The sequence below is a fragment of the Acidovorax sp. A1169 genome, from assembly GCF_030704685.1.
Classification (GTDB): domain Bacteria; phylum Pseudomonadota; class Gammaproteobacteria; order Burkholderiales; family Burkholderiaceae_C; genus Acidovorax.
On the sequence record NZ_JAUZDX010000005.1, the window covers coordinates 304,173 to 328,328 of the forward strand.

General features: G+C 66.9%; 23 protein-coding genes. 11 read left to right on the top strand and 12 right to left on the bottom strand.

Features of this window, described 5'->3' with window-relative positions:
• Positions 1-366: 366 nt before the first annotated feature.
• Genes QYL93_RS11630 through QYL93_RS11645 form a run of 4 tightly spaced genes read right to left on the bottom strand, consistent with a single transcriptional unit; the run spans position 367 to position 4,079 of the window.
• Positions 367-1,074 (bottom strand): ABC-type transport auxiliary lipoprotein family protein, encoded by a 708-nt coding sequence (locus QYL93_RS11630; RefSeq protein WP_305743771.1) that lies wholly within the window; start codon positions 1,072-1,074, stop codon positions 367-369.
• The gene (locus tag QYL93_RS11635) at positions 1,074-2,051 is read right to left on the bottom strand and encodes an MlaD family protein (RefSeq protein ID WP_305743772.1); all 978 of its coding nucleotides are present in this window, start codon (positions 2,049-2,051) and stop codon (positions 1,074-1,076) included. Before QYL93_RS11635 ends, QYL93_RS11630 begins: the two co-directional genes overlap by 1 nt.
• Positions 2,051-2,917, bottom strand: coding sequence for an ABC transporter ATP-binding protein (locus QYL93_RS11640; protein WP_305743815.1), 867 nt, complete (start codon positions 2,915-2,917; stop codon positions 2,051-2,053). The genes QYL93_RS11635 and QYL93_RS11640 overlap by 1 nt, the downstream gene beginning before the upstream one ends.
• Positions 2,918-2,951: 34 nt before the next feature.
• Positions 2,952-4,079: an ABC transporter permease gene (locus QYL93_RS11645; protein ID WP_305743773.1), complete on the bottom strand. Its 1,128-nt coding sequence runs from the start codon at positions 4,077-4,079 to the stop codon at positions 2,952-2,954.
• A gap of 279 nt (positions 4,080-4,358) precedes the next feature.
• On the opposite strand from QYL93_RS11645, the gene QYL93_RS11650 reads away from it, so the two are divergent.
• Positions 4,359-6,032, top strand: a complete 1,674-nt coding sequence (locus tag QYL93_RS11650; protein ID WP_305743774.1) for a GMC family oxidoreductase — start codon at positions 4,359-4,361, stop codon at positions 6,030-6,032.
• 10 nt (positions 6,033-6,042) lie between these two features.
• On the opposite strand, the gene QYL93_RS11655 is transcribed toward QYL93_RS11650, so the two are convergent.
• Positions 6,043-6,363, bottom strand: coding sequence for a hypothetical protein (locus tag QYL93_RS11655; protein ID WP_305743775.1), 321 nt, complete (start codon positions 6,361-6,363; stop codon positions 6,043-6,045).
• Between the two features lie 30 nt (positions 6,364-6,393).
• On the bottom strand, positions 6,394-7,755 hold the full coding sequence (locus QYL93_RS11660) for an ammonium transporter (RefSeq protein WP_305743776.1): 1,362 nt from the start codon (positions 7,753-7,755) through the stop codon (positions 6,394-6,396).
• A 356-nt stretch (positions 7,756-8,111) separates the two neighbouring features.
• On the opposite strand from QYL93_RS11660, the gene QYL93_RS11665 reads away from it, so the two are divergent.
• The 6 genes from QYL93_RS11665 to QYL93_RS11690 all read left to right on the top strand — a co-directional run bounded on the left by QYL93_RS11665 (position 8,112) and on the right by QYL93_RS11690 (position 13,762).
• Entirely contained in the window at positions 8,112-8,870 is a 759-nt protein-coding gene (locus QYL93_RS11665; protein WP_305743777.1) for a TSUP family transporter, read from the top strand.
• A 271-nt stretch (positions 8,871-9,141) separates the two neighbouring features.
• A complete protein-coding gene (locus QYL93_RS11670) occupies positions 9,142-9,906 on the top strand; it encodes an ABC transporter substrate-binding protein (RefSeq protein WP_057266613.1) in 765 nt (254 codons plus the stop codon).
• A 31-nt stretch (positions 9,907-9,937) separates the two neighbouring features.
• Positions 9,938-10,720 (top strand): amino acid ABC transporter permease, encoded by a 783-nt coding sequence (locus QYL93_RS11675; protein ID WP_179682444.1) that lies wholly within the window; start codon positions 9,938-9,940, stop codon positions 10,718-10,720.
• Complete coding sequence (locus QYL93_RS11680) at positions 10,717-11,460, top strand: amino acid ABC transporter ATP-binding protein (RefSeq protein ID WP_305743778.1); 744 nt, start codon at positions 10,717-10,719, stop codon at positions 11,458-11,460. The genes QYL93_RS11675 and QYL93_RS11680 overlap by 4 nt, the downstream gene beginning before the upstream one ends.
• Positions 11,461-11,506: 46 nt before the next feature.
• Complete coding sequence (locus QYL93_RS11685) at positions 11,507-12,802, top strand: DcaP family trimeric outer membrane transporter (RefSeq protein ID WP_305743779.1); 1,296 nt, start codon at positions 11,507-11,509, stop codon at positions 12,800-12,802.
• Between the two features lie 66 nt (positions 12,803-12,868).
• Positions 12,869-13,762, top strand: coding sequence for a DMT family transporter (locus QYL93_RS11690; RefSeq protein WP_305743780.1), 894 nt, complete (start codon positions 12,869-12,871; stop codon positions 13,760-13,762).
• 7 nt (positions 13,763-13,769) lie between these two features.
• On the opposite strand, the gene mrdA is transcribed toward QYL93_RS11690, so the two are convergent.
• From mrdA to QYL93_RS11710, 4 genes are all read right to left on the bottom strand, one after another.
• On the bottom strand, positions 13,770-15,716 hold the full coding sequence (gene mrdA, locus QYL93_RS11695) for a penicillin-binding protein 2 (RefSeq protein WP_305743781.1): 1,947 nt from the start codon (positions 15,714-15,716) through the stop codon (positions 13,770-13,772).
• Positions 15,717-15,779: 63 nt separating this feature from the next.
• Positions 15,780-16,298, bottom strand: a complete 519-nt coding sequence (gene mreD, locus QYL93_RS11700) for a rod shape-determining protein MreD (RefSeq protein ID WP_057202619.1) — start codon at positions 16,296-16,298, stop codon at positions 15,780-15,782.
• A complete protein-coding gene (gene mreC, locus QYL93_RS11705) occupies positions 16,295-17,218 on the bottom strand; it encodes a rod shape-determining protein MreC (protein ID WP_305743782.1) in 924 nt (307 codons plus the stop codon). The genes mreD and mreC overlap by 4 nt, the downstream gene beginning before the upstream one ends.
• Before the next feature lie 133 nt (positions 17,219-17,351).
• Positions 17,352-18,395 carry a rod shape-determining protein gene (locus QYL93_RS11710; RefSeq protein WP_007858125.1) on the bottom strand — a complete coding sequence of 348 codons (1,044 nt, stop codon included), beginning with the start codon at positions 18,393-18,395 and terminating at the stop codon, positions 17,352-17,354.
• A gap of 204 nt (positions 18,396-18,599) precedes the next feature.
• Between QYL93_RS11710 and gatC the strand changes: the two genes are divergently transcribed.
• Genes gatC through gatB form a run of 3 tightly spaced genes read left to right on the top strand, consistent with a single transcriptional unit; the run spans position 18,600 to position 21,868 of the window.
• The gene (gene gatC, locus QYL93_RS11715) at positions 18,600-18,899 is read left to right on the top strand and encodes an Asp-tRNA(Asn)/Glu-tRNA(Gln) amidotransferase subunit GatC (RefSeq protein WP_057202620.1); all 300 of its coding nucleotides are present in this window, start codon (positions 18,600-18,602) and stop codon (positions 18,897-18,899) included.
• 7 nt (positions 18,900-18,906) lie between these two features.
• Entirely contained in the window at positions 18,907-20,406 is a 1,500-nt protein-coding gene (gene gatA / locus QYL93_RS11720) for an Asp-tRNA(Asn)/Glu-tRNA(Gln) amidotransferase subunit GatA (RefSeq protein WP_305743783.1), read from the top strand.
• Between the two features lies 1 nt (position 20,407).
• Positions 20,408-21,868 (top strand): Asp-tRNA(Asn)/Glu-tRNA(Gln) amidotransferase subunit GatB, encoded by a 1,461-nt coding sequence (gatB, locus tag QYL93_RS11725; protein WP_305743784.1) that lies wholly within the window; start codon positions 20,408-20,410, stop codon positions 21,866-21,868.
• Between the two features lie 65 nt (positions 21,869-21,933).
• Here gatB and QYL93_RS11730 read toward each other — a convergent pair whose 3' ends face one another.
• Both QYL93_RS11730 and pyrE read right to left on the bottom strand, forming a co-directional pair.
• A complete protein-coding gene (locus QYL93_RS11730; RefSeq protein WP_305743785.1) occupies positions 21,934-22,635 on the bottom strand; it encodes a DUF4124 domain-containing protein in 702 nt (233 codons plus the stop codon).
• 4 nt (positions 22,636-22,639) lie between these two features.
• The gene (gene pyrE, locus QYL93_RS11735) at positions 22,640-23,338 is read right to left on the bottom strand and encodes an orotate phosphoribosyltransferase (RefSeq protein ID WP_305743786.1); all 699 of its coding nucleotides are present in this window, start codon (positions 23,336-23,338) and stop codon (positions 22,640-22,642) included.
• Between the two features lie 10 nt (positions 23,339-23,348).
• Here pyrE and QYL93_RS11740 point away from each other — a divergent pair, with 10 nt between their 5' ends.
• The gene (locus QYL93_RS11740) at positions 23,349-24,152 is read left to right on the top strand and encodes an exodeoxyribonuclease III (RefSeq protein WP_305743787.1); all 804 of its coding nucleotides are present in this window, start codon (positions 23,349-23,351) and stop codon (positions 24,150-24,152) included.
• Positions 24,153-24,156: the final 4 nt, after the last annotated feature.

The window sequence follows — 24,156 nt, forward strand, 5'->3', positions numbered from 1 at the left end:
ATTACCTCGGCAATGAACGTGGATCGGAGCCCGCTGAGGGCCGCAATGGCGGCATGCCATCCGGCGCTGCACTCGCAGGCGAAGGGGAACACAAGGGCTGGAGGCGGTGGCGGGCGATGGCGGTGACCCACCGGGAGCCAGGCACCCAGGGAACGCATTGGCGGTCAGCCACTTGCCGGGCAGCCTGCCTCTTTGCAGCCCGACAAGAGATTTGCGCAACCCCGAAGGACCGTCAACACGTTCCGGCACATTATGGAAGAGCACCGCAGGCTCCGACACCCTACCTAAGTAGGGGTGCTGCAACCATCCGTAACAAGACTGGCCTTTGGGGTGCGCCGGTGCGGGTGCGTGTCCGGCTCCTGCGGCTCAGCGCCCCACCTGCTCCAGCCATTCGTCCAATTCGCGCGCCGCCTGGTGGGTGGCGTCGGCCAGTGCCCGGGTGCCGCCGGCCGCATCGGCCGTGGCAGCGGGGCGTTGCACGATGAAGACCCGCTGGCCCACCAGGTTCTCGCCCAACGGGGTCGGCTCGGCAACGGTGGCTCGCAGGCGCACCAGGCCGGCGCTCTCAGCGGCGCTGGTGAACACCTGGCTGAACTCTTCGAGCTCCAGGCGCAGCACGGTGGGCCGCTTGTTCGCCACACGTGCCTGCACGGCTGCGTCGCTGGTGCTCAGGATGGCCCGGCGCAGGCCCAGGTGCTCGCGGATGCGCTGCTGCACCAGCACGGCCGGGGGCTGGCTCCAGCGCGCCGCCGCATAGGGGCGAGGCTGCAGGGCATCGGCGTAGGCCAGCCGGTAGAGCACCGACGTGCTGCTTTCGGGCATGCCGGTGGACTCCACATCGGCCAGGGCCAGCGGCGCCAGCGGGGCCCGGCGGTCGCTCGGGGCCGTTGCCATGGCGCCGGGGCCGAAGTCGTACTGCACCGCACGCGTGGGCGGGCCGGGCAGGGCCGAGCACCCGGCCAGCACGGCAGCGGCGCACGCCAGGGCGGCACCCCGGCGGGCCAGGCGCCCCGAGACAGTGCGTTGGATATCCAGCATGGCGATGTACTCCTTGAATTCGTCGGACTGCGGCATCAGCGCGCGGCGCCTGGTGCGGCAAAGCCCTCTTCGCCCGGACCGGGCGGGATGCGGCCCGAGCCGTAGATGAACGACTGCGGGTTGTCGCTGACGCTGTTGGCGGCCCGGCCGATCTGGCGCGCGGTGCGCGACAGCTCGTCGGCCGCACGGGTGACGCGCGGCAGCGTGTTGCTGCCCAGTGCATCGGCCGCGCGCGTGAGCGCCTGGGTGCCCTGCGTGATCTGGTCGATGGGCCCGCCTTCGACGGTGAGGCGCTGGTTGGTGGCGTTGATGCCTGCGGCCATGTCCGACACGCTGGTGCCGGCCTTCTGCAGCGACTGCAGCGTCTGGCGCGCATCGCCGGCCAGCGCCGGCAGCGACGCCAGCGCCGGGTCGAGCCGGGTCTGCACCGTGGTGTCCAGCCGCTTGGTGAGCGCGTTGACGCTGCCGGCCGCCTGGCCGATGTTGCCGATGGCGTCGGTGAGCAGCTTCTGGTTGGTGTCGCCCAGCAACTGGTTGATGCGGCGCGTGGCCTCCTCCACCTGGCCCAGGATGGCCGGCGCCTGTTCGGCCAGCCGGCCAAACGGCGAAGGTTTGAGCGGCAGGCGCGGCAGGCCGCTCGGGCCGGGGGGCAGCTCGGGGTAGGGCGCAGCGGCATCGTCGAGCTGCACATGGGCCAGGCCGGTGACGCCCTGGTAGCCCAGCACGGCGAAGGTGTTGGGGCTGATGGGCGCCTGCTCATTCACGGCAATGCGGATCAGCACGTTGCCACTGACCTGGGGATCGAAGCCGATGCGCGTGACCTTGCCCACGGCCACGCCCTTGTAGCGCACGGTGGCCTGGGGCTGCAGGCCGCTCACGCCGTCCTTGGTGGACAGCTCGTACTGCTCGTAGTTGGAGTTGTCGCGTGTGAGCCAGATGGCCAGCCCCGCGAGCATGGCGGCCACCACGATGACGAAGATGCCGGCGGCGAGTGCGTGTGATTTGTTTTCCATCAGGCGTCCTTGGAAGTCTGCGTTGGGGCCGCGGGCGGCTGCTCGGGCAAGCCCGCCAGGGGGGCCATGGCGCGCTGGCCACGTTCACCCATGAAGAATTGCTCGACGAAGGGGTGTTTGAAACGCGCCACTTCAATCGGCGGGCCGGTGACGATGACCTTCTTGTCGGCCAGCACTGCCACGCGGGTGGACAGGGCAAACAGGGTGTCGAGGTCGTGCGTGACCATGACCATGGTGAGGCCCAGCGCCGCGTGCAGCTCGCGCAGCAGTGCGCAGAACTCGTCGGCACTGCTCGGGTCGAGCCCTGCGGTGGGCTCGTCGAGCAGCAGCAGCGGCGGATCCATGATGAGGGCGCGCGCCAGGGCCACGCGTTTGACCATGCCGCCGGACAGGTCGGATGGCATGCGGCTGGCGTGCTCGGGCTTGAGGCCCACCATCTGCAGCTTGACCAGCGCGGCATCGCGGACTAGGTCGTCGGGCAGGGTGCCCTGCTCGCGCAGCGCGAAGGCCACGTTGTCGAGCACGTTGAAGGCCGAGAACAGCGCACCGTGCTGGAACAGCATGCCCACCCGGCTGGCAGCACCTTCGCGCCCCATCTCGGAGGCCGGACGGCCGAGCACGGTGACCGTGCCACGCGCGGGCCGGGCCAGGCCCAGTATCTGGCGCAGCAGCACCGTCTTGCCCGTGCCCGAGCCCCCTACCAGCGACAGCATCTCGCCGCGCTGCACGGTGAATTCAAGGTCCTGGTGCACGGCGAAGGCTTCGCTGCCCTTGCCGAACACGCTCCACAGGCCCTTGACCTCAACCACGGGCGGTGTGCCCGAGGGCACGACCAGCGCCTGGGGCGCGTTACTGCCTGAGGCGATTGGCGGGGGGGCAATGTCGGCGGTGCTCACGGCGTCAGATCCCGATGCTCTTGAAGGCGATGGCAAACAGCGCATCCACGATGATGACCATGGTGATGGAGGTGACCACCGATGCGGTCGTGCCCTCACCCAGGCTATGGGTGTTGGGCTTGACGCGCAGGCCCCAGTGGCAGCCGATGAGCGCGATGCAGGCGCCGAACACCACCGACTTGGCCATGGCCAGGGTGAGGTTGCCCACCTTCACGGCGGCAGGCAGGGCCTGCACGAAATAGGCGGGCGAGATGTCCATCGCCACGTCGGCCGCCAGCATGCCGCCGGCCAGCGCTGCCAGCGTGGTCCACACGCTGATCAGCGGCATGGCCAGCGCCAGCGCCAAGGTGCGCGGCATCACCAGCCGAAAGCCGTGGGGGATGCCCATGACGCGCATGGCATCGAGCTCCTCGGTCACGCGCATCACGCCGATCTGCGCGGTGATGGACGAACCCGAGCGCCCCGCCACCAGGATGGCCGCCAGCATGGGCCCGAGTTCGCGGATGAGGGAGATGCCCAGGATGTTGACGATGAACGATTCGGCGCCGAACTGGCGCAATTGCAGCGACATCAGATAGGCCAGCACCACCCCGATGAGAAAACCGACCAGGGCGGTGATGGGCAGCGCCGTGGCGCCCATGCGGTACAGGTGACCGGACACGTCGCGCCAGGGCCCGCGCTGGGGCGCACGCGCCAGGCGCAGCAGGTCGAGCACCAGTTGCCCCACCATCTGCAGCATGTGGCGCGCATGGTCCATGCCATGCAGCACCAGCAGGCCCAGGTGGTCCACTTCCCGGGCCAGGCTCCAGGGCTCGGGCGGCGGCGGCTCGGCCACGGTGAACTCCGCCACACGCTCCAGAATGTCGCGCTGGATGTCAGTGAGCGCCAGACGCGCGGGCCAGGCGCGGCCCCAGTGGTTCCACAGCAGTTGCGCGCCCACGTGGTCCAGCCACTGCAGTTCACGCAGATCCCAGCCGAGCTGCGCGCCAGGCTGTTGGGCCTGGAGCTGCTCAGACAGCGCCTTCCATTGCCGGCGCGTACCCAACTCAGCCGCACCCCAGCGCCCATGCAGCAGCACCCCGGGGCCTTCGGGGGTGTCGGTGCGGGCAATGCGCGGAGCAAGGTCGGTCATGAAACGGGCGGCGCAAGCCACCAGTAAGGAGGTAGGGGAAGCATGGTAGCGGAGCCCATGGTCCGCAGGTAGGACAAGCCCTTGCGTGCAAGCACGACGCGGGCCCGAATGCTTGCAATTATTATCAGATTGCATGCAATCGCAACCGCTGCAAGCCACACCAGCTACAAACTTGCTAGCAAGCCGCGTTTACCCCCTCGACACCACCACTGCGGTCCGCACAATGGCGCCGACCCTTCCGATCAACCCGCGACACCCTCTTGCCACACCGTTATTCCCATGAGCGACACCACGTTTGACCACATCATCATTGGCGGCGGCACAGCGGGCGCCCTGCTGTGCAACCGCCTGAGCGCCGATGGCCGCCGCCGCGTGTTGCTCATCGAAGCGGGTCGCAAGGATGATTACCACTGGATACACATTCCCGTGGGGTATTTGTATTGCATTGGCAACCCGCGCACCGACTGGCTCTACAACACCGAGCCCGACGCGGGCCTGAACGGCCGCACCCTGCGCTATCCGCGCGGCAAGACACTGGGCGGTTGCAGCAGCATCAACGGCATGATCTACATGCGCGGCCAGGCACGCGACTACGACCAGTGGGCCGAGCTGACGGGCGACGCCAGCTGGCGCTGGGACAACACCCTGCCCCACTTTCGCCTCCACGAGGACCACTGGCGCCTGGACCAGCCCGGCGACGTGAACGAGAACTTCAAGCGCCTGCACGGCAACAAGGCCACCGGCAGCACCGGCGAGTGGCGCGTGGAGAAGCAGCGCCTGCGCTGGGATGTGCTGGACGCCTTTTCCAAGGCCGCGCAGCAGGCCGGCATTCCGGCCACCGAGGATTTCAATGGCGGCGACAACGAGGGCGTGGGCTACTTCGAAGTCAACCAGAAGAGCGGCTGGCGCTGGAACACGGCCAAGGCCTTTCTGCGGCCCACCTGCTACGGCCGGCCCAACTTCGAGATGTGGACCAACGCGCACGCCACAGAGCTGATCCTCGAAACCCAGCCGGACGGCACACGCCGCTGCACCGGCGTGAAGGTCTGGGACGGGCACGAGATGGTGACCGCCCACGCCACCGGCGAAGTGATCCTGAGCGCGGGGGCGATCAACTCGCCCCAGCTGCTGCAGCTGTCGGGCATCGGCCCTGCGGCCTTGCTCCGGCAGCACGGCATTGATGTGGTGCACGACCTGCCGGGCGTGGGCGCCAACCTGCAGGACCACCTGCAGATCCGCGCAGTGTTCAAGGTCAACGGCGTGCCCACGCTCAACACCATGGCCAGCTCGCTTTGGGGCAAGGCCAAGATCGGGCTGGAATACGCGATGAAACGCAGCGGCCCGATGAGCATGGCCCCCTCGCAGCTCGGCGCCTTCACGCGCAGCGACCCCGGCCAGCCCTGGCCCAATATCGAGTACCACGTGCAGCCCCTGTCGCTCGATGCCTTCGGCGAGCCCCTGCACAGCTTCCCGGCCTTCACGGCCAGCGTCTGCAACCTCAACCCCACGAGCCGGGGCACGGTGCAGATCAAGAGCGCGGACTTCAAGGCTGCGCCGGCCATTGCGCCCAACTACCTGAGCACCCCCGAAGACCGGCAGGTGGCCGCCGACAGCCTGCGCGTCACGCGCCGCATCGTCGCCCAGCCCGCCCTGGCCGCCTACCAGCCCGAGGAGTGGAAGCCCGGCGTACAGTTCGAAAGCGATGAGGACCTGGCGCGCCTGGCGGGCGACATCGCCACCACCATCTTCCACCCCGTGGGCACGACGCGCATGGGCCGCGCAGATGACCCGATGGCGGTGCTTGATTCGCAACTGCGCGTGCGCGGCATTGCAGGCCTGCGCGTGGTGGATGCCGGTGCCATGCCCACCATCACCAGTGGCAACACCAACTCACCCACGCTGATGCTGGCCGAAAAGGCGGCCGAGTGGATCCTGGCCGCGCAGAAGGCGTGAGCCTTCGAGTTCAGCGGATACCGCCCACGTAGCGGGGCACCTCGACCACAGCAGGCGCCAGGCGCTGGCGCACCGCCTGGCTGGCAGTCTCCAGCAAGGGGCGCCGTTGCGGCGCGGGGGCCGGTTCGTGCACGGCGCGGTCGAGCCGTTCGGCCCATTCGGCGAGTTCGGGCACGCCGTCTTCCACCGCATGCTGGCGCGCAAAGCGCACGATCTCCATCGCGTATTCGGCATTGGCCGCCATCCACTCGGTGTCGGTCACGCGGCCGGTCTTGCGGCGCAGCAGCACGTGCAGGTGCGCTGCGATGGCGAGTTTGTCGCTGTCCTGCATGATGGTGAACTCCTCAGAACATTGGGAGGCCTACTGACCCAGGCGTTCCCGGTGCTGTGCAATATCCAGGCCCGTCTGTTCGCTTTGCTCGTCCACGCGCAGGCCGAGCACGAGGTTGGTGATCCACAGCAGCAGCGCCGTGCCCACCAGGCTGAAGGCCATCACTGCGCCCACGCCGATGGCCTGGGTCCACAGGCTGCCCGTGACACCACCGACTGTGCGGCTGGCCAGCACACCGGTGAGCAGCGAGCCCACGATGCCACCAATGCCGTGCACACCGAAGACGTCCAGTGAATCATCGGCACGCAACAGGCGCTTGAGCCCCGTCGCACCCCAGTAGCAGGCCAGACCGGCCACCAGCCCGATGACCACGGCCGAGCGCAGGGTGACGAAGCCGGCGGCGGGCGTGATGGCCACCAGCCCGGCCACCAGGCCCGAGCACAGGCCCAGCAAGGAGGGGCGCCCGCGCATGACCGCCTCGCCCAGCATCCATGACAGCGCGCCTGCGGCGGCGGCCACATGGGTGACGGCCATGGCCAGCCCCGCGCGACCATCGGCCGCCACGGCAGAGCCCGCGTTGAAGCCGAACCAGCCCACCCAAAGCATGCCCGCACCCACCATGGTCAGCCCAAGGTTGTAGGGCTCGAAAGGCTCGCGCCCATAGCCGCTGCGCCGCCCGAGGAACCATGCGCACACCAGGCCGGCCACGCCGGCATTCACGTGCACCACGGAGCCCCCGGCAAAGTCCAGTGCCCCCATCTGCGCCAGCCAGCCGCCCGGCTCCCAGACCCAGTGCGCCACGGGCGCGTAGATGAACACCGTCCACAGGCTGATGAACAGCAGCATTGCGGAAAACCGCATGCGCTCGACCACCGCCCCGACCAGCAGCGCCGCCGTGATGATGGCGAAGGTCAGCTGGAACATGGCGTAGACCGATTCAGGGATGGCCGGAGCCACGTGGCTCACCGACAGCTTGCCGGCCGCCAGCTGGAAGTCGAACCCGGCAAAGCCCATGCGCTCGGTACCCCCAAGCCAGGCACTGCCCGGCGTGAACGCCCAGGAGTAGCCGATGGCAAACCAGAGAAGGCTCACCAGCGCCGCGATGGCGACCACGCTGGCCATGGTGTTGAGCACGTTCTTTCGGCGCACCATGCCGGCATAGAACAGGGCGATGCCCGGCAGCGTCATGAGCAGCACCAGCGCTGTCGAGGTCATCATCCAGGCGGTGTCGGCGGCATTGATGGCCTCCTTGGCCACCAGGCCGGGGCGTGTCAAGGGAGCGGCTGCCGATGCGGCCGCCTCTGCGGCGGGCGCTTGCGCCCATACCGTTGCGGTGCAAAGCCCCAGACACAAGGCCACGACCGTGACGAACCCATGGATGACTGCCCGCATGTGGAAGCTCCCTTTTCGCAATTTGTTACAAGGCACAGTGCACAAGGCATGCCAAGCAAAAAATCGCATTTAGGGCAGCCAGGGCGTCTTTCAGCCCGCTTTGCCCCCCCAAAAGGGGGCGGGAAACCCCCAATGCACCAAGCGGGTGCCGCCGTTACAGTACCGTCACTCGAAAGCGCGCCCTGGTGTGCTGGACGAGGGGCCGAGGAGACATCCCTACAAGCAACAACCCAATAAAGCACCCAACGAGGTGCACCCCCTTTTCAGGCGCTGGCAATCCCAGCGCCTTTTTTCTTTCCGTTCGGGGAATGCCTTCGCTACCAAAACCGTAGCTGGGCAGGTGCGAAAATCAGGGGATGGAATGGATTTTCATCACCCTCGCCTCACTGCTGGCAGGCTTCGTGGACGCGGTTGTGGGCGGGGGCGGTCTGGTGATGGTGCCGGCGCTGTTCGCCGCGTTTCCCGTGGCACCTCCTGCCACGCTGCTGGGCACCAACAAGGCGGCGGGCGTTTGGGGCACAGCCATGGCCACCTGGCAGTACAGCCGCCGCGTGCAACTGCGCTGGAGCGCCCTGCTGCCGGCCGCAGCCGCCGGCTTTGCCGGCTCGTTCGCGGGGGCCTGGGCCGTCACGGTCATCTCCCCCGAGTTCCTGCGCCAGCTGCTGCCCTTGGTGCTGCTGGGCGTGCTGGCCTACACCCTGGCCAAAAAGGACATGGGGAGGCACCACACGCCGCGCTTTGCCGGGCGTGCGGAAATCCTGGCGGCCACCCTGATTGGCCTGGCCATCGGCTTCTATGACGGTTTCTTCGGGCCGGGCACGGGCAGTTTCTTCGTGTTTCTGTTCGTGCGGCTGCTCGGGTACGACTTCCTCAATGCCTCGGCGTCGGCCAAGCTGCTCAACACGGCCACCAACGTGGCGGCCATCGCCCTGTTTGCCGCCAAGGGCCATGTCTGGTGGCATTTTGCGGTGACGCTGGCCGTGGCCAATGTGGTGGGCAGCCTGATCGGCACGCACATGGCGCTCAAGCACGGCACGGGCTTCGTGCGCGGCATCTTCATCGTGGTGGTAGGGGCGCTCATCCTCAAGACAGGCTACGACGCCTTTCTGCGCTGAGCGCGCGCTGCGAAGGGCGCCCGCGCGATTACCAGCACTTGGAAAAGTTCGGGAGCCTTCTCTAAAACCTGTTGTGAATTGGCCTACAACCGGTTTTTGTAGGGCGCCCCCTGTGGCGGCAGAAAAAGACCCATCCTTATAATTGGTGACTATTTCGTGACGCCAGACATCGCAATCCACGATGGCTGCGGACGCATTTCCCGAGCCTCCGGCCTGCCTACCCGCATGCCGGATTTTTTGTACCTGAAATACCCCGGACAGGACCCATCCCATGCAATTGTTCAAGGCTGTAGCCACCGCCCTCGCGCTCTGCGCCGCCTTCTCCGCCCAGGCCCGGACCCTGGACGAGGTGAAGAAGGACGGCAAGATCCTCATCGCGACCGAAGGACAGTTCGCTCCCTTCAACTTCTTCAGCGGCACCACGCTGACCGGCTTCGAAGTGGAAACGGCCGAGCTCGTGGCCAAGAAGATGGGCCTCACGATCCAGTGGAAGACCCTGGGATTCGACGCCCTGCTCACGGGCCTGCGCCAGGACCGCTGGGACCTGGTGATCGCCTCCCACGGCATCACCGAAGAGCGCGCCAAGGCAGTGACCTTCACCGAGCCCCACTACTGCTCGGGCGGCATGATCATCGCCATGGACCCGGCCATCAAGAGTGCCAAGGACCTGGCCGGCAAGGTGGTGGCCGTGCAGACCGGCACCAGCTACCTGGAGAACGTGCAGAAGGTCTCGTCCATCAAGGAAATGAAGAACTTCCCCACCGACGTGGATGCCCGCAGCGCGCTGAACTCGCGCCGCGTGGACGCCTGGGTGACCGACCGCTTCGTGGCCAAGGCCGTGGCCGAGAAGAACCCCGGCGCCGGCTTCAAGCTCGGCGACATGCTGTTCATCGAGCGCATCGCCGCCGCCGTTGCCAAAGGCAACAGCTCGCTGGCCGGCGGCTGGAACAAGGCGCTGGCCGAGGTCATGGCCGATGGCAGCTACGCCGCGCTGTCCAAAAAATACTTCAACGAAGACGTGCGCTGCACCAACTGAGCAAGCCCGCTTGTAATCACCAGGGTTTTTCATGCTCACTGCCCTTTGGCCCGAGCGCTGGTCTCGCCAGCAGCGCAGCAACGCTACGCTCGTCTCGGCCGTCGTCCTGATGGTCCTGGCGCTGGCGCTGCTGGGCCGGTTGCTCTCTTTCCTGCCCGAGCCCATAGGCCCCAACGCCCAGGCTTTTTCTGATGGCGCGCGCACCACGCTGTGGCTCACTCTGGTGAGCGGCAGTGTGGGCCTGGTGCTGGGCACCGGCGCAGCCCTGGCCCGCACCTCGCGCCTGACGGCCGTGCGCTGGGTGGCCGGCTTCTACATCTGGGTCATCCGCGGCACGCCGCTCCTGGTGCAGATTCTGTTCGTCTACTTTGCGCTGCCGGTGCTGGTGCCGGGCCTGAACCTGCCTGACTTCGCGGCCGCCGTACTGGCCCTGGGCCTGAACGTGGGGGCCTACAACGCCGAAGCCATCCGCGCCGGGCTGCTGGCGGTGCCGCGCGGCCAGACCGAAGCCGCCAAGGCCCTGGGGCTGGGGCGGGTGCATGTTTTCCTGGACGTGGTGTTCCCGCAGGCCTTCAAGATCTCGCTGCCACCGCTGGTGAGCAATTTCGTGGCACTGCTCAAGGATTCGTCGCTGGCCTATGCCATCGGCGTGGTGGAGCTGACCAACGTGGGCAATCGCATCCAGTCGGCCACCTTCCAGCCCATCGCCACCCTGTCCACCGTGGCCATCACCTACCTGCTCCTGACCACACTGGTCACGCAAATTTCTAACGCCGTGGAATACCGCTTCGACGTGGAAGGCCGCAACCAATGAGCCGGCCCACGCCTTTCATCGTGGTGGACCGCGTCTGCAAATCCTTCGGCACCCACCAGGTGCTGCGCGACGTGTCCACCGTGTTCAACACCGGCGAGGTCACCGTGATCATCGGGGCCTCGGGCTCGGGCAAGAGCACCCTGCTGCGCGCCATCAACCGACTGGAACCCCACGACTCCGGCCGCATCACCATCGACCGTGTGGAAGTGACCGACGACATGGCCACGCTGCAGCGCCAGCGCAGCGAGGTCGGCATGGTGTTCCAGCAGTTCAACCTGTTCGGCCACATGAGCGTGCTGGACAACGTGACGCTGGCGCCCCGACGCATACGCCACACGCCGCGCGCCCAGGCCAACGAACAGGCCATGGCCCTGCTGCGCCGCGTGGGCATGCAGGACCATGCCCACAAATACCCCTGGCAGCTGTCAGGCGGCCAACAGCAGCGCGTGGCCATTGCCCGGGCGCTGGCCATGCAGCCCAAGGTGATGCTGTTCGACGAGCCCACCTCGGCCCTGGACCCCGAGATGGTGCAGGAGGTGCTCGACGTGATGCGCGAGCTGGCCCGTGGCGGCATGACCATGATCGTGGTGACCCACGAGATGGGCTTTGCCCGCGAGGTGGCCGACCGCGTGATGTTCTTCGACCAGGGGCGCATCGCCCACGACGCGGCGCCCGCCGAATTCTTCAACAACCCTGCCAACGACCGTATCCGTGCCTTCATCGGCCGCATGAGTGCCTGAGATCCAGGCGCCGGCGAAAAAACCACAAGCCCCTACCGGAGTGACCATGAAACTGAACCACACGTTCCTCGCCCTGCTGGCCGCCGGCCTGTGCAGCCTGCCGCCTGCGGCCTTCGCGCAGTCCGCCAAGGACTTCGAAGAGATGCGCAACGAGCTCAAAGCCCTGCGCGCCGAGCTCAACCAGCTCAAGGCCCAGCAGGCCCAGGCGCCCGCCGCCCCTGCGGCGTCGGCATCGGCCTGGAACGACCGCATCGAGGCCGTGGAACTCAAGCAGAAGGACGCCGTGGTGCTGGGCGACATTCCGGGCAGCTTCCGCCTGCCGGGCAGCGAGACCTCGATCCGCGTCTACGGCTTTGCCGAGGCCAACATGGTCAAGGACTTCAAGGGCACGGCCCCCGGCGACAATTTCACGAACCTGATGGAGCAGCCCCTGGGCGAATCGCGCCAGGGCAAGAGCAGCCTGACCGCGCAGACCTCGCGCTTTGGCTTCGAGACCTCCACGCCGACTTCCATCGGCACCTTCAACACCAAGATCGAGGCCGACTTCTACGCCTACTGCGGTGCGGAGTGCAACCGCAACCGCCTGCGCCTGCGCCACGCCTATGGCGAATACGCCGGCTGGCTGATCGGCCAGACCTGGTCGACCTTCATGGACACGGACAACCTGCCCGAGACCGTTGACTTCAACGGCCCGCCCGGCGCCACCTTCCGCCGCCCCGCGCAGATCCGCTACACCTACAACAACCCCGATCTGGCCAAGTTCCAGTTCGCGCTCGAAGAGCCCACCGACGGCGCCAAGGGCCTGAACTTCGTGGCCCGCGTGGACAAGGCCTTCGACTGGGGCAACGTGAACGCCCGCCTGCTCTCGCACGAGCAACGTGTCGACGGCGTCAGCAAGCGCGGCCTGGGCGTGGGTGTCGGCGCCGGCTACAAGATCACCGGCACCACCACGCTGATGGCCCAGTACACGCGCCTGGATGGCGATGGCGATGGTGCCTACCTGGTGGGCGCCAACTACCCCGTGCTTGACGGCGGCACCGTGCGCCTGGACCGCTCGCACGGCGTCGTGATCGGCCTGAGCAACGTCTTCAGCGAGAAGATGCGCGGCACCGTGTCGCTGGGGGCCGTGCGCTCGCGCCACCGCCTGGGTGACGACTACGTGAACGCCTACGGCGGCGAAGGCAACCACAAGCTCTACCAATGGCACGCCGGCATGTACTACCTGCCGATCAAGAACGTGGAACTGGGCAGCGAGCTGATCGGCGGCCGCCGCACCACCTTCGACGGCCAGAAGGGCGACATGCTGCGCCTGAACCTGCAGGCCCGCTACCTGTTCAACTGAACCTCGGCGCCCCTTGCGCCTGACAGGCTGGCCGGAGACCCCGGCCAGCCTTTTTTCTTTTTGCCCATGCGATCTGAACGTTTTGGCCTCCTGGCCCTGCTGGTGGTGACCGTGGTGTGGGGCACCACCTTCCCTGCCATGAAGCTGCTGTCCGCCCAGCTCGATGCGCTGCAGATCATCTGGCTGCGCTTCGTGATGGCCCTGGCGGTGCTGGCACCGCTGTGGTGGGGCATGCTGCGCCATGAACGCCGCTGGGGCTGTGCGCTGGGCCTGCTGCTGTTCCTGGCGTTCTGGCTGCAGATCGAAGGCCTGGCGCGCACCAGCAGCAACCGCAATGCCTTTGTGACCGGCCTGAACGTGCTGGTGGTGCCGCTGATCGCCATGGCGCTGATGGGCCGGCGCTATGGCTGGCGGTTGTGGGCCGCATGCGCCATGGCCTGTGCGGGCATGGCGCTGATGTTCCATGAGAACGAGCCCTGGAACCTGGGCGATACGCTGACGCTGGCCAGCACCGTGTTCTATGCCCTCTACATCCTGGCGCTGGAGGAATGCGCGCGGCGCACGGCCGCCAACCCGCTGCGTGCCACGCGCATGGCCGCCGCGCAGGCTGGCGTGATGGCCCTGGCCTCCACCGTGCTGCTGCTCGCGCGCGAGGGTGGTATGGGTTGGCTGGAATCTGCGGCCCGACTGCCCGCAGAGGCCTGGGTGGCCGTGGTCTACCTGGGCCTGCTGGCCAGCGTGGTGGTGGTCACCCTGCAGGCCTGGGGCCAGCAGCGCGTGGATGCCATGCGCAGCGCCATCGTCTTCGGGCTGGAGCCGGTGTTCGCCGCCCTCACCGCCTGGGCGCTGCTCGGCGAGCAACTGGGCTGGGCGGGCCTGGGCGGTGCGGCACTGATCGTTGCTGCGCTGGTATTCAGCCAACTGGCTCCGCCGGCCCGCAGTCCGGCAACCAACGTCTGAAGCGCAATCAGGGCGCCGGGGGGCTGATCACCACGTCGGCCACCGCGCGCGGCTTGCCGATGGGCGCGGCGGCGATGCCCTTGCGCACCGCGGCCAGGTCTTCATCGTTCGGGTACTCGCCCTGGAGCCAATAGTCGAACACACGCCGCGCAATCGGGCCGGCCGCTGCAGCGCCAAAGCCGGCGTTCTCGACGATGACCGCCAGTGCGATCTGGGGGTTCTCGGCCGGGGCAAAGGCCGCAAACAGCGAGTGGTCGCGCTGGTGCTCTTCGAGCGCCTTGGCGTTGTAGCGCACGTTCTGGCCCAGGCTCATGGCCTGCGCAGTGCCGGTCTTGCCGGCGGACGTGTAGGGCGCGCCGGCAAAGATGCGCGTGCCCGTGCCACCCTTGTTCACCGCCACCAGCGCGTTGCGCACGATCTCCACGTTCTTCGGCAGGTAGCCAAGGTTCTCTCCCGGAGGCTGAACCACCGGAGTCACGGTGCCGCTGACCGTGTCGCGCACGGCCTTGATGAGGTGGGGCGCGTACTTGATGCCGCCGTTGGCCAGCGTGGCCTCGGCCTGCGCCAGCTGCAGGATGGTGAAGCTGTTGTAGCCCTGGCCGATGCCCAGGGACACGGTTTCGCCGGGGTACCAGCGCTTCATCTCGGGGCGCTTGTAGGCATTGCGCTTCCAGGTGGTGCTCGGCAGCACGCCGCGCACCTCGCCGTTGAGATCGATCCCCGTGGTCTGGCCCAGGCCCAGCGGCTTCATGAAGTCATGGATGGCGTCCACGCCCATCTCGACGGCCAGCGAGTAGAAGTAGGTGTTGCTCGAGAACTGGATGGCGCGGTGCATGTCCACCCCGCCCAGGCCGCCCTCGTGGCTGCGGAAGGTGTGGCCGCCAAAGGTGTAGAAACCCGGATCGTTGACCACCATGCTCGGCGAGCGCTTGCCCTGCTGCAGCGCCGCGAGCGCCATGAAGGGCTTGTAAGTGGAGCCTGGCGGGTAGGTGCCGCGCAGCGCGCGGTTGAGCAGTGGCTTGTCGATGGATTCATTGAGCGCCTGCCAGCTTTCGCTGTCGATGCCTTCCACGAACAGGTTGGGGTCGAACGTGGGCTTGCTCACCAGCGCCAGCACCTCACCGTTGCGCGGGTCGATGGCCACCAGCGCTCCGCGCCGGTCGCCGAACATGTCCTCGATGAGCTTTTGCAGCTTGATGTCCAGCGACAGCATCACCGTGTTGCCCGGTGTGGCCGGGTGGCTGGCCAGGCGGCGCACGGCATGCCCGCCGGCCGAGGTCTCCATGCGCTCCACGCCGGTCAGGCCGTGCAGCATGCCCTCGAAGCTCTGCTCCACGCCGAGCTTGCCGATGTACTCGGTACCGCGGTAGTTGGCCTCGTCCTCCGAATCCTGGATGCGCGCCTTCTCCGTCTGGTTGATGCGGCCGATGTAGCCGATGGCATGAGCGCCCACATCGCCCAGCGGGTAGTTGCGAAACAGCCGGGCCTTGATGTCCACGCCGGGAAAGCGGTAGCGCTGCGCGGAAAAGCGCGCCACTTCCTGGTCTGTCAGGCGCGTGCGGATGGGCAGGGATTCGAAGTTGCGCGACTCTTCCAGCAGGCGCTTGAAGCGCCGCCGGTCGCGCTGCTGAATATCGACCACCTTGGACAGGGCCTCGATGGTCTCCTCCAGCACGCCCACGCGCGAGGGAGTGATCTCCAGCGTGTAGGCCGCGTAGTTGGTGGCCAGCACCACACCGTTGCGGTCCATGATCAGGCCGCGGTTGGGCACGATGGGAACTACCGCCGTGCGGTTGCTCTCGGCCTGGGCGGCCAGGTCCTCGTGGCGCACCACCTGCAGGAACACCAGGCGCGCGACCAGCAGTCCGAACGCCAGGAACACCACGAACGCGACGGTGAAGATGCGGGCGCGAAAACGCGACGAGTCCGCTTCGACATTGCGCAGTTCAGTCACGCTGCGCCCTCCCCACCACCGTGCGGCAAGCGCAGGCGGATCGTTGGCGGGTCCACACCAGGCTCATAGCGGTCGATTCTGATCGCGATCGGGCGGGCGGCGCTGGGGCGCCAGCAATACCCAACTGGCCAGTGGCCACAAAAGCGCTTCGAGCACTGGGGCCACGAAGACCCACAGCCCCGGGAAAATGCCGCCCGACACCACGCGCACCAGCAACTCTATGGAGTGCGCGATGAGGAACAGCGGCAGCACCTGCAGCGCCTGCGAGGGCACGCTGAACCACAGCAGACGGCGGTGGATGGCGATGGCGCCAAAAGCCAGCACCGAATACGACAGCGCATGCTGGCCCAGCAGCGAGGACTGCTGCACATCCATGCACAGGCCCAGCAGGAAGGCCGTGCCCATGCCGATGCGCAGCGGCTGGTGCACGCTCCAGAACACCAGCAGCAGCATCAGCAGGTCAGGCGTCCAGACCACGCGGCCCAGGGGGATCATGTTGATGGCCAGGCCCGCCATCAGGCTCACGGCGATGAAGACGGGGTTGACGGGCAGCAGCAGCGGCTGGCCGCGCGGCATGATCATTTGTGGCGTCCCTTCTTGCCAGCGGTGGGCGGGGCTGCCGGCTCGGGCCGCTCGGGAATGTGTCCCGACAGGGGCTTGAGCACCATCACATGGCGTGCGCCCTGCACCTGGGCCAGCGGCTCGCAGTAGATGCGCGCAAAGGCCGAGTCGGCCCGGCGCTCCACGCGCACGATCTTGGCCACCGGCAGGCCGGGGGGGTACAGGCCGTCCACGCCACTGGTGGTCAGCAGGTCGCCTTCGCGCACGTCGGCATTGGCGGGCATGAAGCGCAGCTCCATGCCGCCGTTGTTGCCCGCCACGGGATCCCCGTAGGCCACGCCGCGCGCACCGGTGCGGATATTGAGCACGGGAATGGCCTGGTCCCGGTCGACCAGCAGCGTCACTTCGCTGAGCATGGGAAACACCCGTGTGACCTGACCCAGGATGCCCGCTTCGTCGAGCACGGGCGCACCGAGTTCCACCCCCGCCATCAGCCCCTTGTCCACCACCACGCGGCGGGTATAGGGGTCGGCGGTGTCATAAATCACTTCGGCCGCCTCGGCCGAAGTGGTCAGCCGCTCGCGCAGCGTGAGCAGCTTGCGCAGCCGCTCGTTCTCCAGTATCAGCTGGTCGGCCTGGCTCGCGCGCTGCGACATCTGGGCCATCTTGCTGCGCGCGGCATCGGCGTCCTGCTGCGCGGTCTGCAGGTTCTGGAAGTAGCCGGCACCGCGCCCGGCAAACTCCACCGGCTGCAGCATCAGCCACTGCACCGGGTAGAGCACGGTGGACACGGCCTGGCGGAACGGGCCGGTCAGCTTGAAGCGCACGTCCGCCACCATGAGGAAAAGGGCCAGCGCGCTGTAGAGCGCCAGCCGTGACAGGGCCGAGGGGCCTTGCTTGAAGAAGGGAGGCGCACTGCGCTCCAGGGTTCCCAGGGGCATGGCGCTCAGCGGTGGGTCTGCACGGCGCGCGCACGCGGCCAGGGGCACGGCTCAAAAAGCATCGGTGCGGTTGCGGTCATGCCATTTCAGCGCGATGGGTGCCTGCGTGGCGGGCACGCAGGCACAGGGGAACTTACTCGCTTGTAAAAATGCTGCCCTGGCGGTCCATGCGCTCCAGCGCAATGCCGCAGCCACGCACCACGCAGGTCAGCGGGTCTTCAGCCACCAGCACCGGCAGGCCGGTCTCCTCGGCCAGCAGGCGATCCAGGTCGCGCAGCAACGCGCCGCCGCCGGTCAGCATCATGCCGCGGTCGGCGATGTCGGCGCCGAGTTCGGGCGGGGTCTGTTCCAGGGCGTTCTTGACGGCCGAGACGATCTGGTTGAGCGGATCGGTCAGCGCCTCCAGCACTTCGTTGCTGGAGATGGTGAAGCTGCGCGGCACGCCTTCGCTGAGGTTGCGGCCCTTGACTTCCATCTCGCGCACTTCGGAGCCGGGGAAGGCCGAGCCGATGTTCTTCTTGATGGATTCGGCGGTGGGCTCGCCGATCAGCATGCCGTAGTTGCGGCGGATGTAGCTGATGATGGCTTCGTCGAACTTGTCGCCGCCCACGCGCACACTGCCCTTGTAGACCATGCCGCCCAGCGAGATCACGCCCACCTCGGTGGTGCCGCCGCCGATGTCCACGACCATCGAGCCGCTGGCCTCAGAGACCGGAAGGCCGGCCCCGATGCCCGCGGCCATGGGTTCTTCGATCAGGTAGACGGCGGTGGCGCCGGCCGCTTCGGCCGCGTCCTTGATGGCGCGGCGCTCGACCTGGGTGGAACCGCAGGGCACGCAGATGATGATGCGCGGGCTGGGGGTGAACAGCGTGCGCGGGTGCACCATCTTGATGAACTGCTTGATCATCTGCTCGGTGATCACGAAGTCGGCGATCACACCGTCCTTCATGGGCCGGATGGCTTCGATGTTGCCGGGCACCTTGCCCAGCATGGCCTTGGCTTCATGGCCTACGGCCTGGATGACCTTCTTGCCGTGGGGTCCGCCTTCGTGGCGGATGGCGACAACAGAGGGCTCATCGAGCACAATGCCTTTGTCGCGGGCGAATATCAGGGTGTTGGCTGTGCCAAGATCAATGGCCAGGTCGGTGGAGAAGTACCGACGGAAAGCTCCGAACATTCAAGAATCCTCTCAGGCATGGCGTGCGCATCGGCCTGCCATCGCCGGGTTTACGGGGTCAAATTTCGCTTTTTTCGCACAATGACCGGCATGAGGGAGGGTATTGCGGCAAAGCCGGGATAATACCCTATCCCCTGTGAATAACTCCCCTGGTCCCACCCCCCATTTCAGCTTTACATCTGGTTTCTCCCGAATTTTTCCCCTATGGCACTGACATCCCTGGACATCGATCGCATCGCCAACCTGGCGCGACTGGAATTGAGCGCGAGCGAAAGTGAGCGCATGCTCACACAACTCAACGGCTTTTTCGACATCGTGGAGAAGATGCGCGCTGTGGATACCGGGGACTTGACACCCCTGGCACACCCCGTGGCAGCCATCCAGGAGATCGCCCTGCGCCTGCGCGACGACGTCGCCAGCGAGCCGAACCAGCGCGAGGCCAACCAGCGCAGCGCCCCGGCAGTGGAACGCGGCCTGTTTCTCGTGCCCAAAGTGATCGGGTGAGGCCAGCATGAACAAGCAAATTGCAGACCTGCACGATCTGACCGTCACCGCCCTGGCCGCGCAACTGCGCGAGCGCCAGGTCTCCGCCGTGGAAGCGGCCCAGCATTTCCTGGCCCGCGCCAAGAGCCACCAGTCGCTGGGCGCCTACGTGGCGGTCAATGAAGACGTCACGCTGGCCCAGGCGCGTGCGGCCGATGCCCGCATTGCCGCCGGCACGGCGGGCACGCTGGAAGGCGTTCCCCTGGCCCACAAGGACATCTTCGTCACGCGCGACTTCCCCAGCACTGCCGGCTCGAAGATGCTGGCGGGCTACCAGTCCCCGTTTGACGCCACCGTGGTGCGCAAGCTGGCCGAGGCTGGCGCCGTGACCCTGGGCAAGCTTAACTGCGACGAGTTCGCCATGGGCTCGGCCAACGAAAATTCGGCCGTGGCCCCCGTAGGCTTCGACGCGCCCGCCCCGGTGCGCAACCCCTGGGATACGTCGCGCATCCCCGGTGGCTCCTCGGGCGGCAGCGCCGTGGCCGTGGCCGCGCGCCTGGCCCCGGCCGTGACCGGCACCGACACCGGCGGCTCCATCCGCCAGCCGGCCTCGTTCTGCGGCATCACCGGCATCAAGCCCACCTACGGCCGCGCCTCACGCTACGGGATGATCGCCTTTGCCTCCAGCCTGGACCAGGCCGGCCCCATGGCGCGCACGGCCGAGGACTGCGCACTGCTGCTGTCCACCATGTGCGGCCCCGACCTGGACCGCGACTCGACCTCCATCGACATGCCCGCCGAGGACTTCGGCCGCTCGCTGAACGACTCCATCGACGGCCTGCGCATCGGCATCCCGGCCGAGTTCTTCGGCGAGGGCCTGGCGCCCGACGTGCGCGCTGCAGTGGACGCTGCGCTCAAGGAATACGAAAAGCTCGGCGCCAGGCTGGTGCCCATCAGCCTGCCACGCACCGAACTCTCGATCCCGGTGTACTACATCATCGCGCCGGCCGAGGCGTCGTCCAACCTGAGCCGCTTCGACGGCGTGAAGTTCGGCCACCGCGCCAAGGACTACGGCGACCTGGAGGACATGTACAAGAAGACCCGCGCCGAAGGCTTTGGCGACGAGGCCAAGCGCCGCATCATGATCGGTGCCTACGTGCTCTCGCACGGCTACTACGACGCCTATTACCTCAAGGCCCAGAAGATCCGCCGCATGATTGCCGACGACTTCCAGCAGGCCTTCGCGCACTGCGACGTGATCGCCGGCCCCGTGTCCCCCACCGTGGCCTGGAAGCTCGGCGAGCATGGCGCCGACCCGCTGGCCGACTACCTGGCCGACATCTTCACCCTGCCCGGCTCGCTGGCCGGCCTGCCCGGCATGAGCGTGCCGGCGGGCTTTGGCGAAGGCGGCATGCCCGTGGGCCTGCAGCTGATCGGCAACTACTTCCAGGAAGCGCGCCTGCTCAACGCAGCACACCGGCTGCAGCAGGCCACCGACTTTCACCTGCGCCAACCCGAAGGTCTGTGACATGACGACGACGACAACCAGCAAATTGATCCGTGGCTACGAGGTCGTGATCGGCTTCGAGACCCACGCCCAACTCGCCACGCAAAGCAAGATCTTCAGCCGCGCCTCCACGGCCTTCGGCGCCGAACCCAACACCCAGGCCTGCGCCGTGGACCTGGCCCTGCCCGGCACGCTGCCGGTGATGAACCGCACCGCCGTGGAATGCGCCATCAAGCTCGGCCTGGCGCTGGGCTCGCACATCGCGCCCGAGAGCATCTTCGCGCGCAAGAACTACTTCTACCCCGACCTACCCAAGGGCTACCAGATCAGCCAGTTCGAGATCCCCGTGGTGCAGGGCGGCGAGGTGCAGTTCTTTCTCGGCGACGAGAAGAAAACCGTGCGCCTGGTGCGCGCCCACCTTGAAGAGGACGCGGGCAAGTCGCTGCACGAGGACTTCATCGGCCAGAGCGGGATCGACCTGAACCGCGCCGGCACGCCCCTGCTGGAGATCGTGACCGAGCCCGACATGCGCTCCAGCGAAGAGGCCGTGGCCTATGCGCGCGAGCTGCACAAGATCGTGACCTGGATCGGCATCTGCGACGGCAACATGCAGGAGGGCTCGTTCCGCTGCGATGCCAACGTCTCGGTGCGCAAGCCCGGCGCCCCCTTGGGCACGCGCCGCGAGATCAAGAACCTGAACAGCTTCAAGTTCATGCAGCAGGCCATCGACTACGAGATCCGCTGGCAGATCGAGGAGATCGAGGATGGCCGTGCCATCCAGCAGGCCACGGTGCTGTTCGACCCCGACACGGGCGAAACCGAGGCCATGCGAACCAAGGAAGACGCGGCCGACTACCGCTACTTCCCCGACCCGGACCTGCCGCCGCTGCAGATCTCGCGCCAGTGGGTGGACGAGCAACGCGCCCTGATGACCGAGCTGCCGCGCACCATGGCCGCGCGCTTCGTGGCCGACTATGGCCTGCCCGAGTACGACGCGACCACGCTGACCCAGAGCAAGGCCATGGCCGCGTACTTCGAGACCGCAGCCCAGGCCAGCAAGCAGCCCAAGCTGGCCAGCAATTGGATCATGGGCGAGGTCTCGCGCCGCCTGAACGCCAACGACATGGCGCTCGATGCCTCGCCCGTGTCGGCCGCCCAACTGGGCGCGCTGATCGGCCGCATTGCGGACGGCACTATCGCAAACAACGCGGCGAAGCAGGTGTTCGAGGCGCTTTGGTCAGGTGAATTCACGGATGTTGATGCCGTGATCGAAGCCAAAGACCTTAAGCCAATGAATGATGCCGGCGCTTTGGAAGCCATCATCAATGATGTGATTGCCGCCAACGCCGACAACGTGGCCCAGTTCCGCGCCGGCAAGGACAAGGCCTTCAACGCACTCGTGGGCCAGATCATGAAGGCCAGCAAGGGCAAGGCCAACCCGCAACAGGTCAACGACCTGCTGCGCGCCAAGCTCGCAGGCTGACCACGCCCGATGGATGCCCTCCGTGGAGGGCATATCCATCGCCGAGAACCCTGAATCGGCCCTGATCAGCGGGCACCGCCGGCGGACGCCGGGGGCGTGCTGCTCGCAGCACCGGGCACGCCAACGCCCCGCTGCTCATCCCACAGCTTGCGCAGTTGTGCGAGCTCCACATCGAAACGCTGGTGCACACGGCGCTTTTCGTCGTCCTGGCCGCCAATGAAGCGCTGCTGTTCGGCGATGCTGTCGTCGTTCTCGGCGATCTTGCGGCGCAGGGTCATTGGGGCCTTGTTGGGGTCCTTCTTGTAGAACTCCATCTCGGTGTCCATGGCCTGGCGTTGCTGGCGCAGCTCGACGATGCGTTTCTGGGCCGTGGCCGCCACGTCTTCCACCATCTGGATCGCAGCCTTGCGCTCCACGTCGTGTGCGGCCTTGTCGGGGTAGCGCGACGTCAGGGCACGTTCGCGGCGGCGTTCTTCCAGGGCGCGGCTGCGTTCCTCGGCTTCCTTGCGCTGGCGCACTTCGAGGGCGGCACGCTCCTGCTCGGTCAGCGTGGGGCCAATCTGGCGCCGCACGATGCCCGAGGGGCCCAGCTCGCGCTGCTCGCGGTCCACGCATTCGGCAATGGGGCGGTCGGCCGTGAGCCGTCGGCCATTGCGGTCCACGCAGGTGTAGATGCTACCCACCGGCCCCGTCTGCTGCGCCCACGCGGACGCCGTGGCCAGGCCTGCCAATGCCAACTCGCCAATGAGCCACGCCGTCTTGTGCAACTAGTTACCCTTCGTTCACCCCGTACCGCTCGCGGTAGGCGGAAACCCGTTCGTGATGGGCGCGCATCTCCGCCCCCCCTGTTTGCGATAGGTACAGCAATAAGTCTGCCAGCCTGGCGATAGTACAAACCTTCATGCCAAGCTGCTGGCGCACATACTGCACTGCACTGTGCTCTACGTCCAGCCCATTCTCGGTGGCTTTCTCCTGCCGGTCCAGCGCAATGGCCACCGCATGGGGGGTGGCGCCTGCGGCCTGGATGAGGGCAATCGACTCGCGCGCGGCGGTACCGGCCGACATCACGTCGTCCACGATCAGCACCCGGCCCCGGAGCGGAGCCCCTACCAGAGTGCCGCCCTCGCCATGGTCCTTGGCCTCCTTGCGGTTGTAGGCAAAGGGCACGTTGCGCCCCTGGCGCGCCAGCTCGACCGCCACGGTCGCGGCCAGCGGGATGCCCTTGTAGGCCGGCCCGAAAACCATGTCGAACTCGATGCCGCTGGCGATCAGGGCTTTTGCATAGAATTCGGCCAGGCGCCCCATCTTGCTACCGTCGTCGAACAGCCCGGCGTTGAAGAAATAGGGGCTCAGGCGCCCGGCCTTGGTCTTGAACTCCCCGAAGCGCAGCACGCCCGATTCGACGGCAAACCGTACAAAGTCCTGCGCCAGCTGGCCCTCATCCGAGCCCTGCGCAACAACATCTACCATGGGAAATTCCTTGTTCAATTTGACCAGCCTCAACCTCAATGGCATCCGTTCGGCCACCACCAAGGGCGTGGAAAGCTGGATGGCTGCCACACGGCCGGATTGTATTTGCGTCCAGGAAGTCAAGGCACAGGCCGCCGACGTGGCCACACGCTTCGAGCGCCTGGCCGAGATGGACGGGCACTTCCACTACGCGCAGAAAAAAGGCTATTCGGGCGTGGGCATCTACACCCGCCACCTGCCCAGCGACGTGATCGTGGGCTACGGCTCGACCGAGTTCGACGCCGAGGGCCGCTACCTCGAACTGCGCTTTGACACCCCCGCGCGCAAGCTGTCCATCATCAGCGCCTACTTTCCCAGCGGTTCCTCGGGCGAGGAGCGCCAGCTGGCCAAGTACCGCTTCCTGGCGGAATTCCATCCCCACCTCATGCAGCTCAAGCGGGAGCGAGAGTTCATCCTGTGTGGCGACATCAACATCGCCCACCAGCAGATCGACCTGAAAAACTGGCGCAGCAACCAGAAGAACAGCGGCTTCCTGCCCGATGAACGCGCCTGGATGACAAAGTTGTTGCACACAACTGATGAAGGCGGCGGCCTGATCGACGTTTACCGTCAGTTACAACCAACCTCCACCGACACCGCGTACACATGGTGGAGCAACCGCGGGCAGGCCTACGCCAACAATGTGGGCTGGCGGCTGGACTACCACCTGGCCACCCCGGCGCTGGCGGCCCTTGCGCGCACCGAATCCATCTACAAGGACGTGAAGTTCTCGGACCATGCCCCGATCACGGTGGGCTATGACCTGACGCTGTGAGCGG

Bases quoted from the DNA above. Each gene is read 5' to 3' on its own strand.
- QYL93_RS11630 (WP_305743771.1), bottom strand. From the start codon at position 1,074: ATGCCGCAGTCCGACGAATTCAAGGAGTACATCGCCATGCTGGATATC.
- QYL93_RS11635 (WP_305743772.1), bottom strand. From the start codon at position 2,051: ATGGAAAACAAATCACACGCACTCGCCGCCGGCATCTTCGTCATCGTG.
- QYL93_RS11645 (WP_305743773.1), bottom strand. From the start codon at position 4,079: ATGACCGACCTTGCTCCGCGCATTGCCCGCACCGACACCCCCGAAGGC.
- QYL93_RS11650 (WP_305743774.1), top strand. From the start codon at position 4,359: ATGAGCGACACCACGTTTGACCACATCATCATTGGCGGCGGCACAGCG.
- QYL93_RS11655 (WP_305743775.1), bottom strand. From the start codon at position 6,363: ATGCAGGACAGCGACAAACTCGCCATCGCAGCGCACCTGCACGTGCTG.
- QYL93_RS11660 (WP_305743776.1), bottom strand. From the start codon at position 7,755: ATGCGGGCAGTCATCCATGGGTTCGTCACGGTCGTGGCCTTGTGTCTG.
- QYL93_RS11665 (WP_305743777.1), top strand. From the start codon at position 8,112: ATGGAATGGATTTTCATCACCCTCGCCTCACTGCTGGCAGGCTTCGTG.
- QYL93_RS11670 (WP_057266613.1), top strand. From the start codon at position 9,142: ATGCAATTGTTCAAGGCTGTAGCCACCGCCCTCGCGCTCTGCGCCGCC.
- QYL93_RS11675 (WP_179682444.1), top strand. From the start codon at position 9,938: ATGCTCACTGCCCTTTGGCCCGAGCGCTGGTCTCGCCAGCAGCGCAGC.
- QYL93_RS11680 (WP_305743778.1), top strand. From the start codon at position 10,717: ATGAGCCGGCCCACGCCTTTCATCGTGGTGGACCGCGTCTGCAAATCC.
- QYL93_RS11685 (WP_305743779.1), top strand. From the start codon at position 11,507: ATGAAACTGAACCACACGTTCCTCGCCCTGCTGGCCGCCGGCCTGTGC.
- QYL93_RS11690 (WP_305743780.1), top strand. From the start codon at position 12,869: ATGCGATCTGAACGTTTTGGCCTCCTGGCCCTGCTGGTGGTGACCGTG.
- mreD (WP_057202619.1), bottom strand. From the start codon at position 16,298: ATGATCATGCCGCGCGGCCAGCCGCTGCTGCTGCCCGTCAACCCCGTC.
- mreC (WP_305743782.1), bottom strand. From the start codon at position 17,218: ATGCCCCTGGGAACCCTGGAGCGCAGTGCGCCTCCCTTCTTCAAGCAA.
- QYL93_RS11710 (WP_007858125.1), bottom strand. From the start codon at position 18,395: ATGTTCGGAGCTTTCCGTCGGTACTTCTCCACCGACCTGGCCATTGAT.
- gatC (WP_057202620.1), top strand. From the start codon at position 18,600: ATGGCACTGACATCCCTGGACATCGATCGCATCGCCAACCTGGCGCGA.
- gatA (WP_305743783.1), top strand. From the start codon at position 18,907: ATGAACAAGCAAATTGCAGACCTGCACGATCTGACCGTCACCGCCCTG.
- gatB (WP_305743784.1), top strand. From the start codon at position 20,408: ATGACGACGACGACAACCAGCAAATTGATCCGTGGCTACGAGGTCGTG.
- pyrE (WP_305743786.1), bottom strand. From the start codon at position 23,338: ATGGTAGATGTTGTTGCGCAGGGCTCGGATGAGGGCCAGCTGGCGCAG.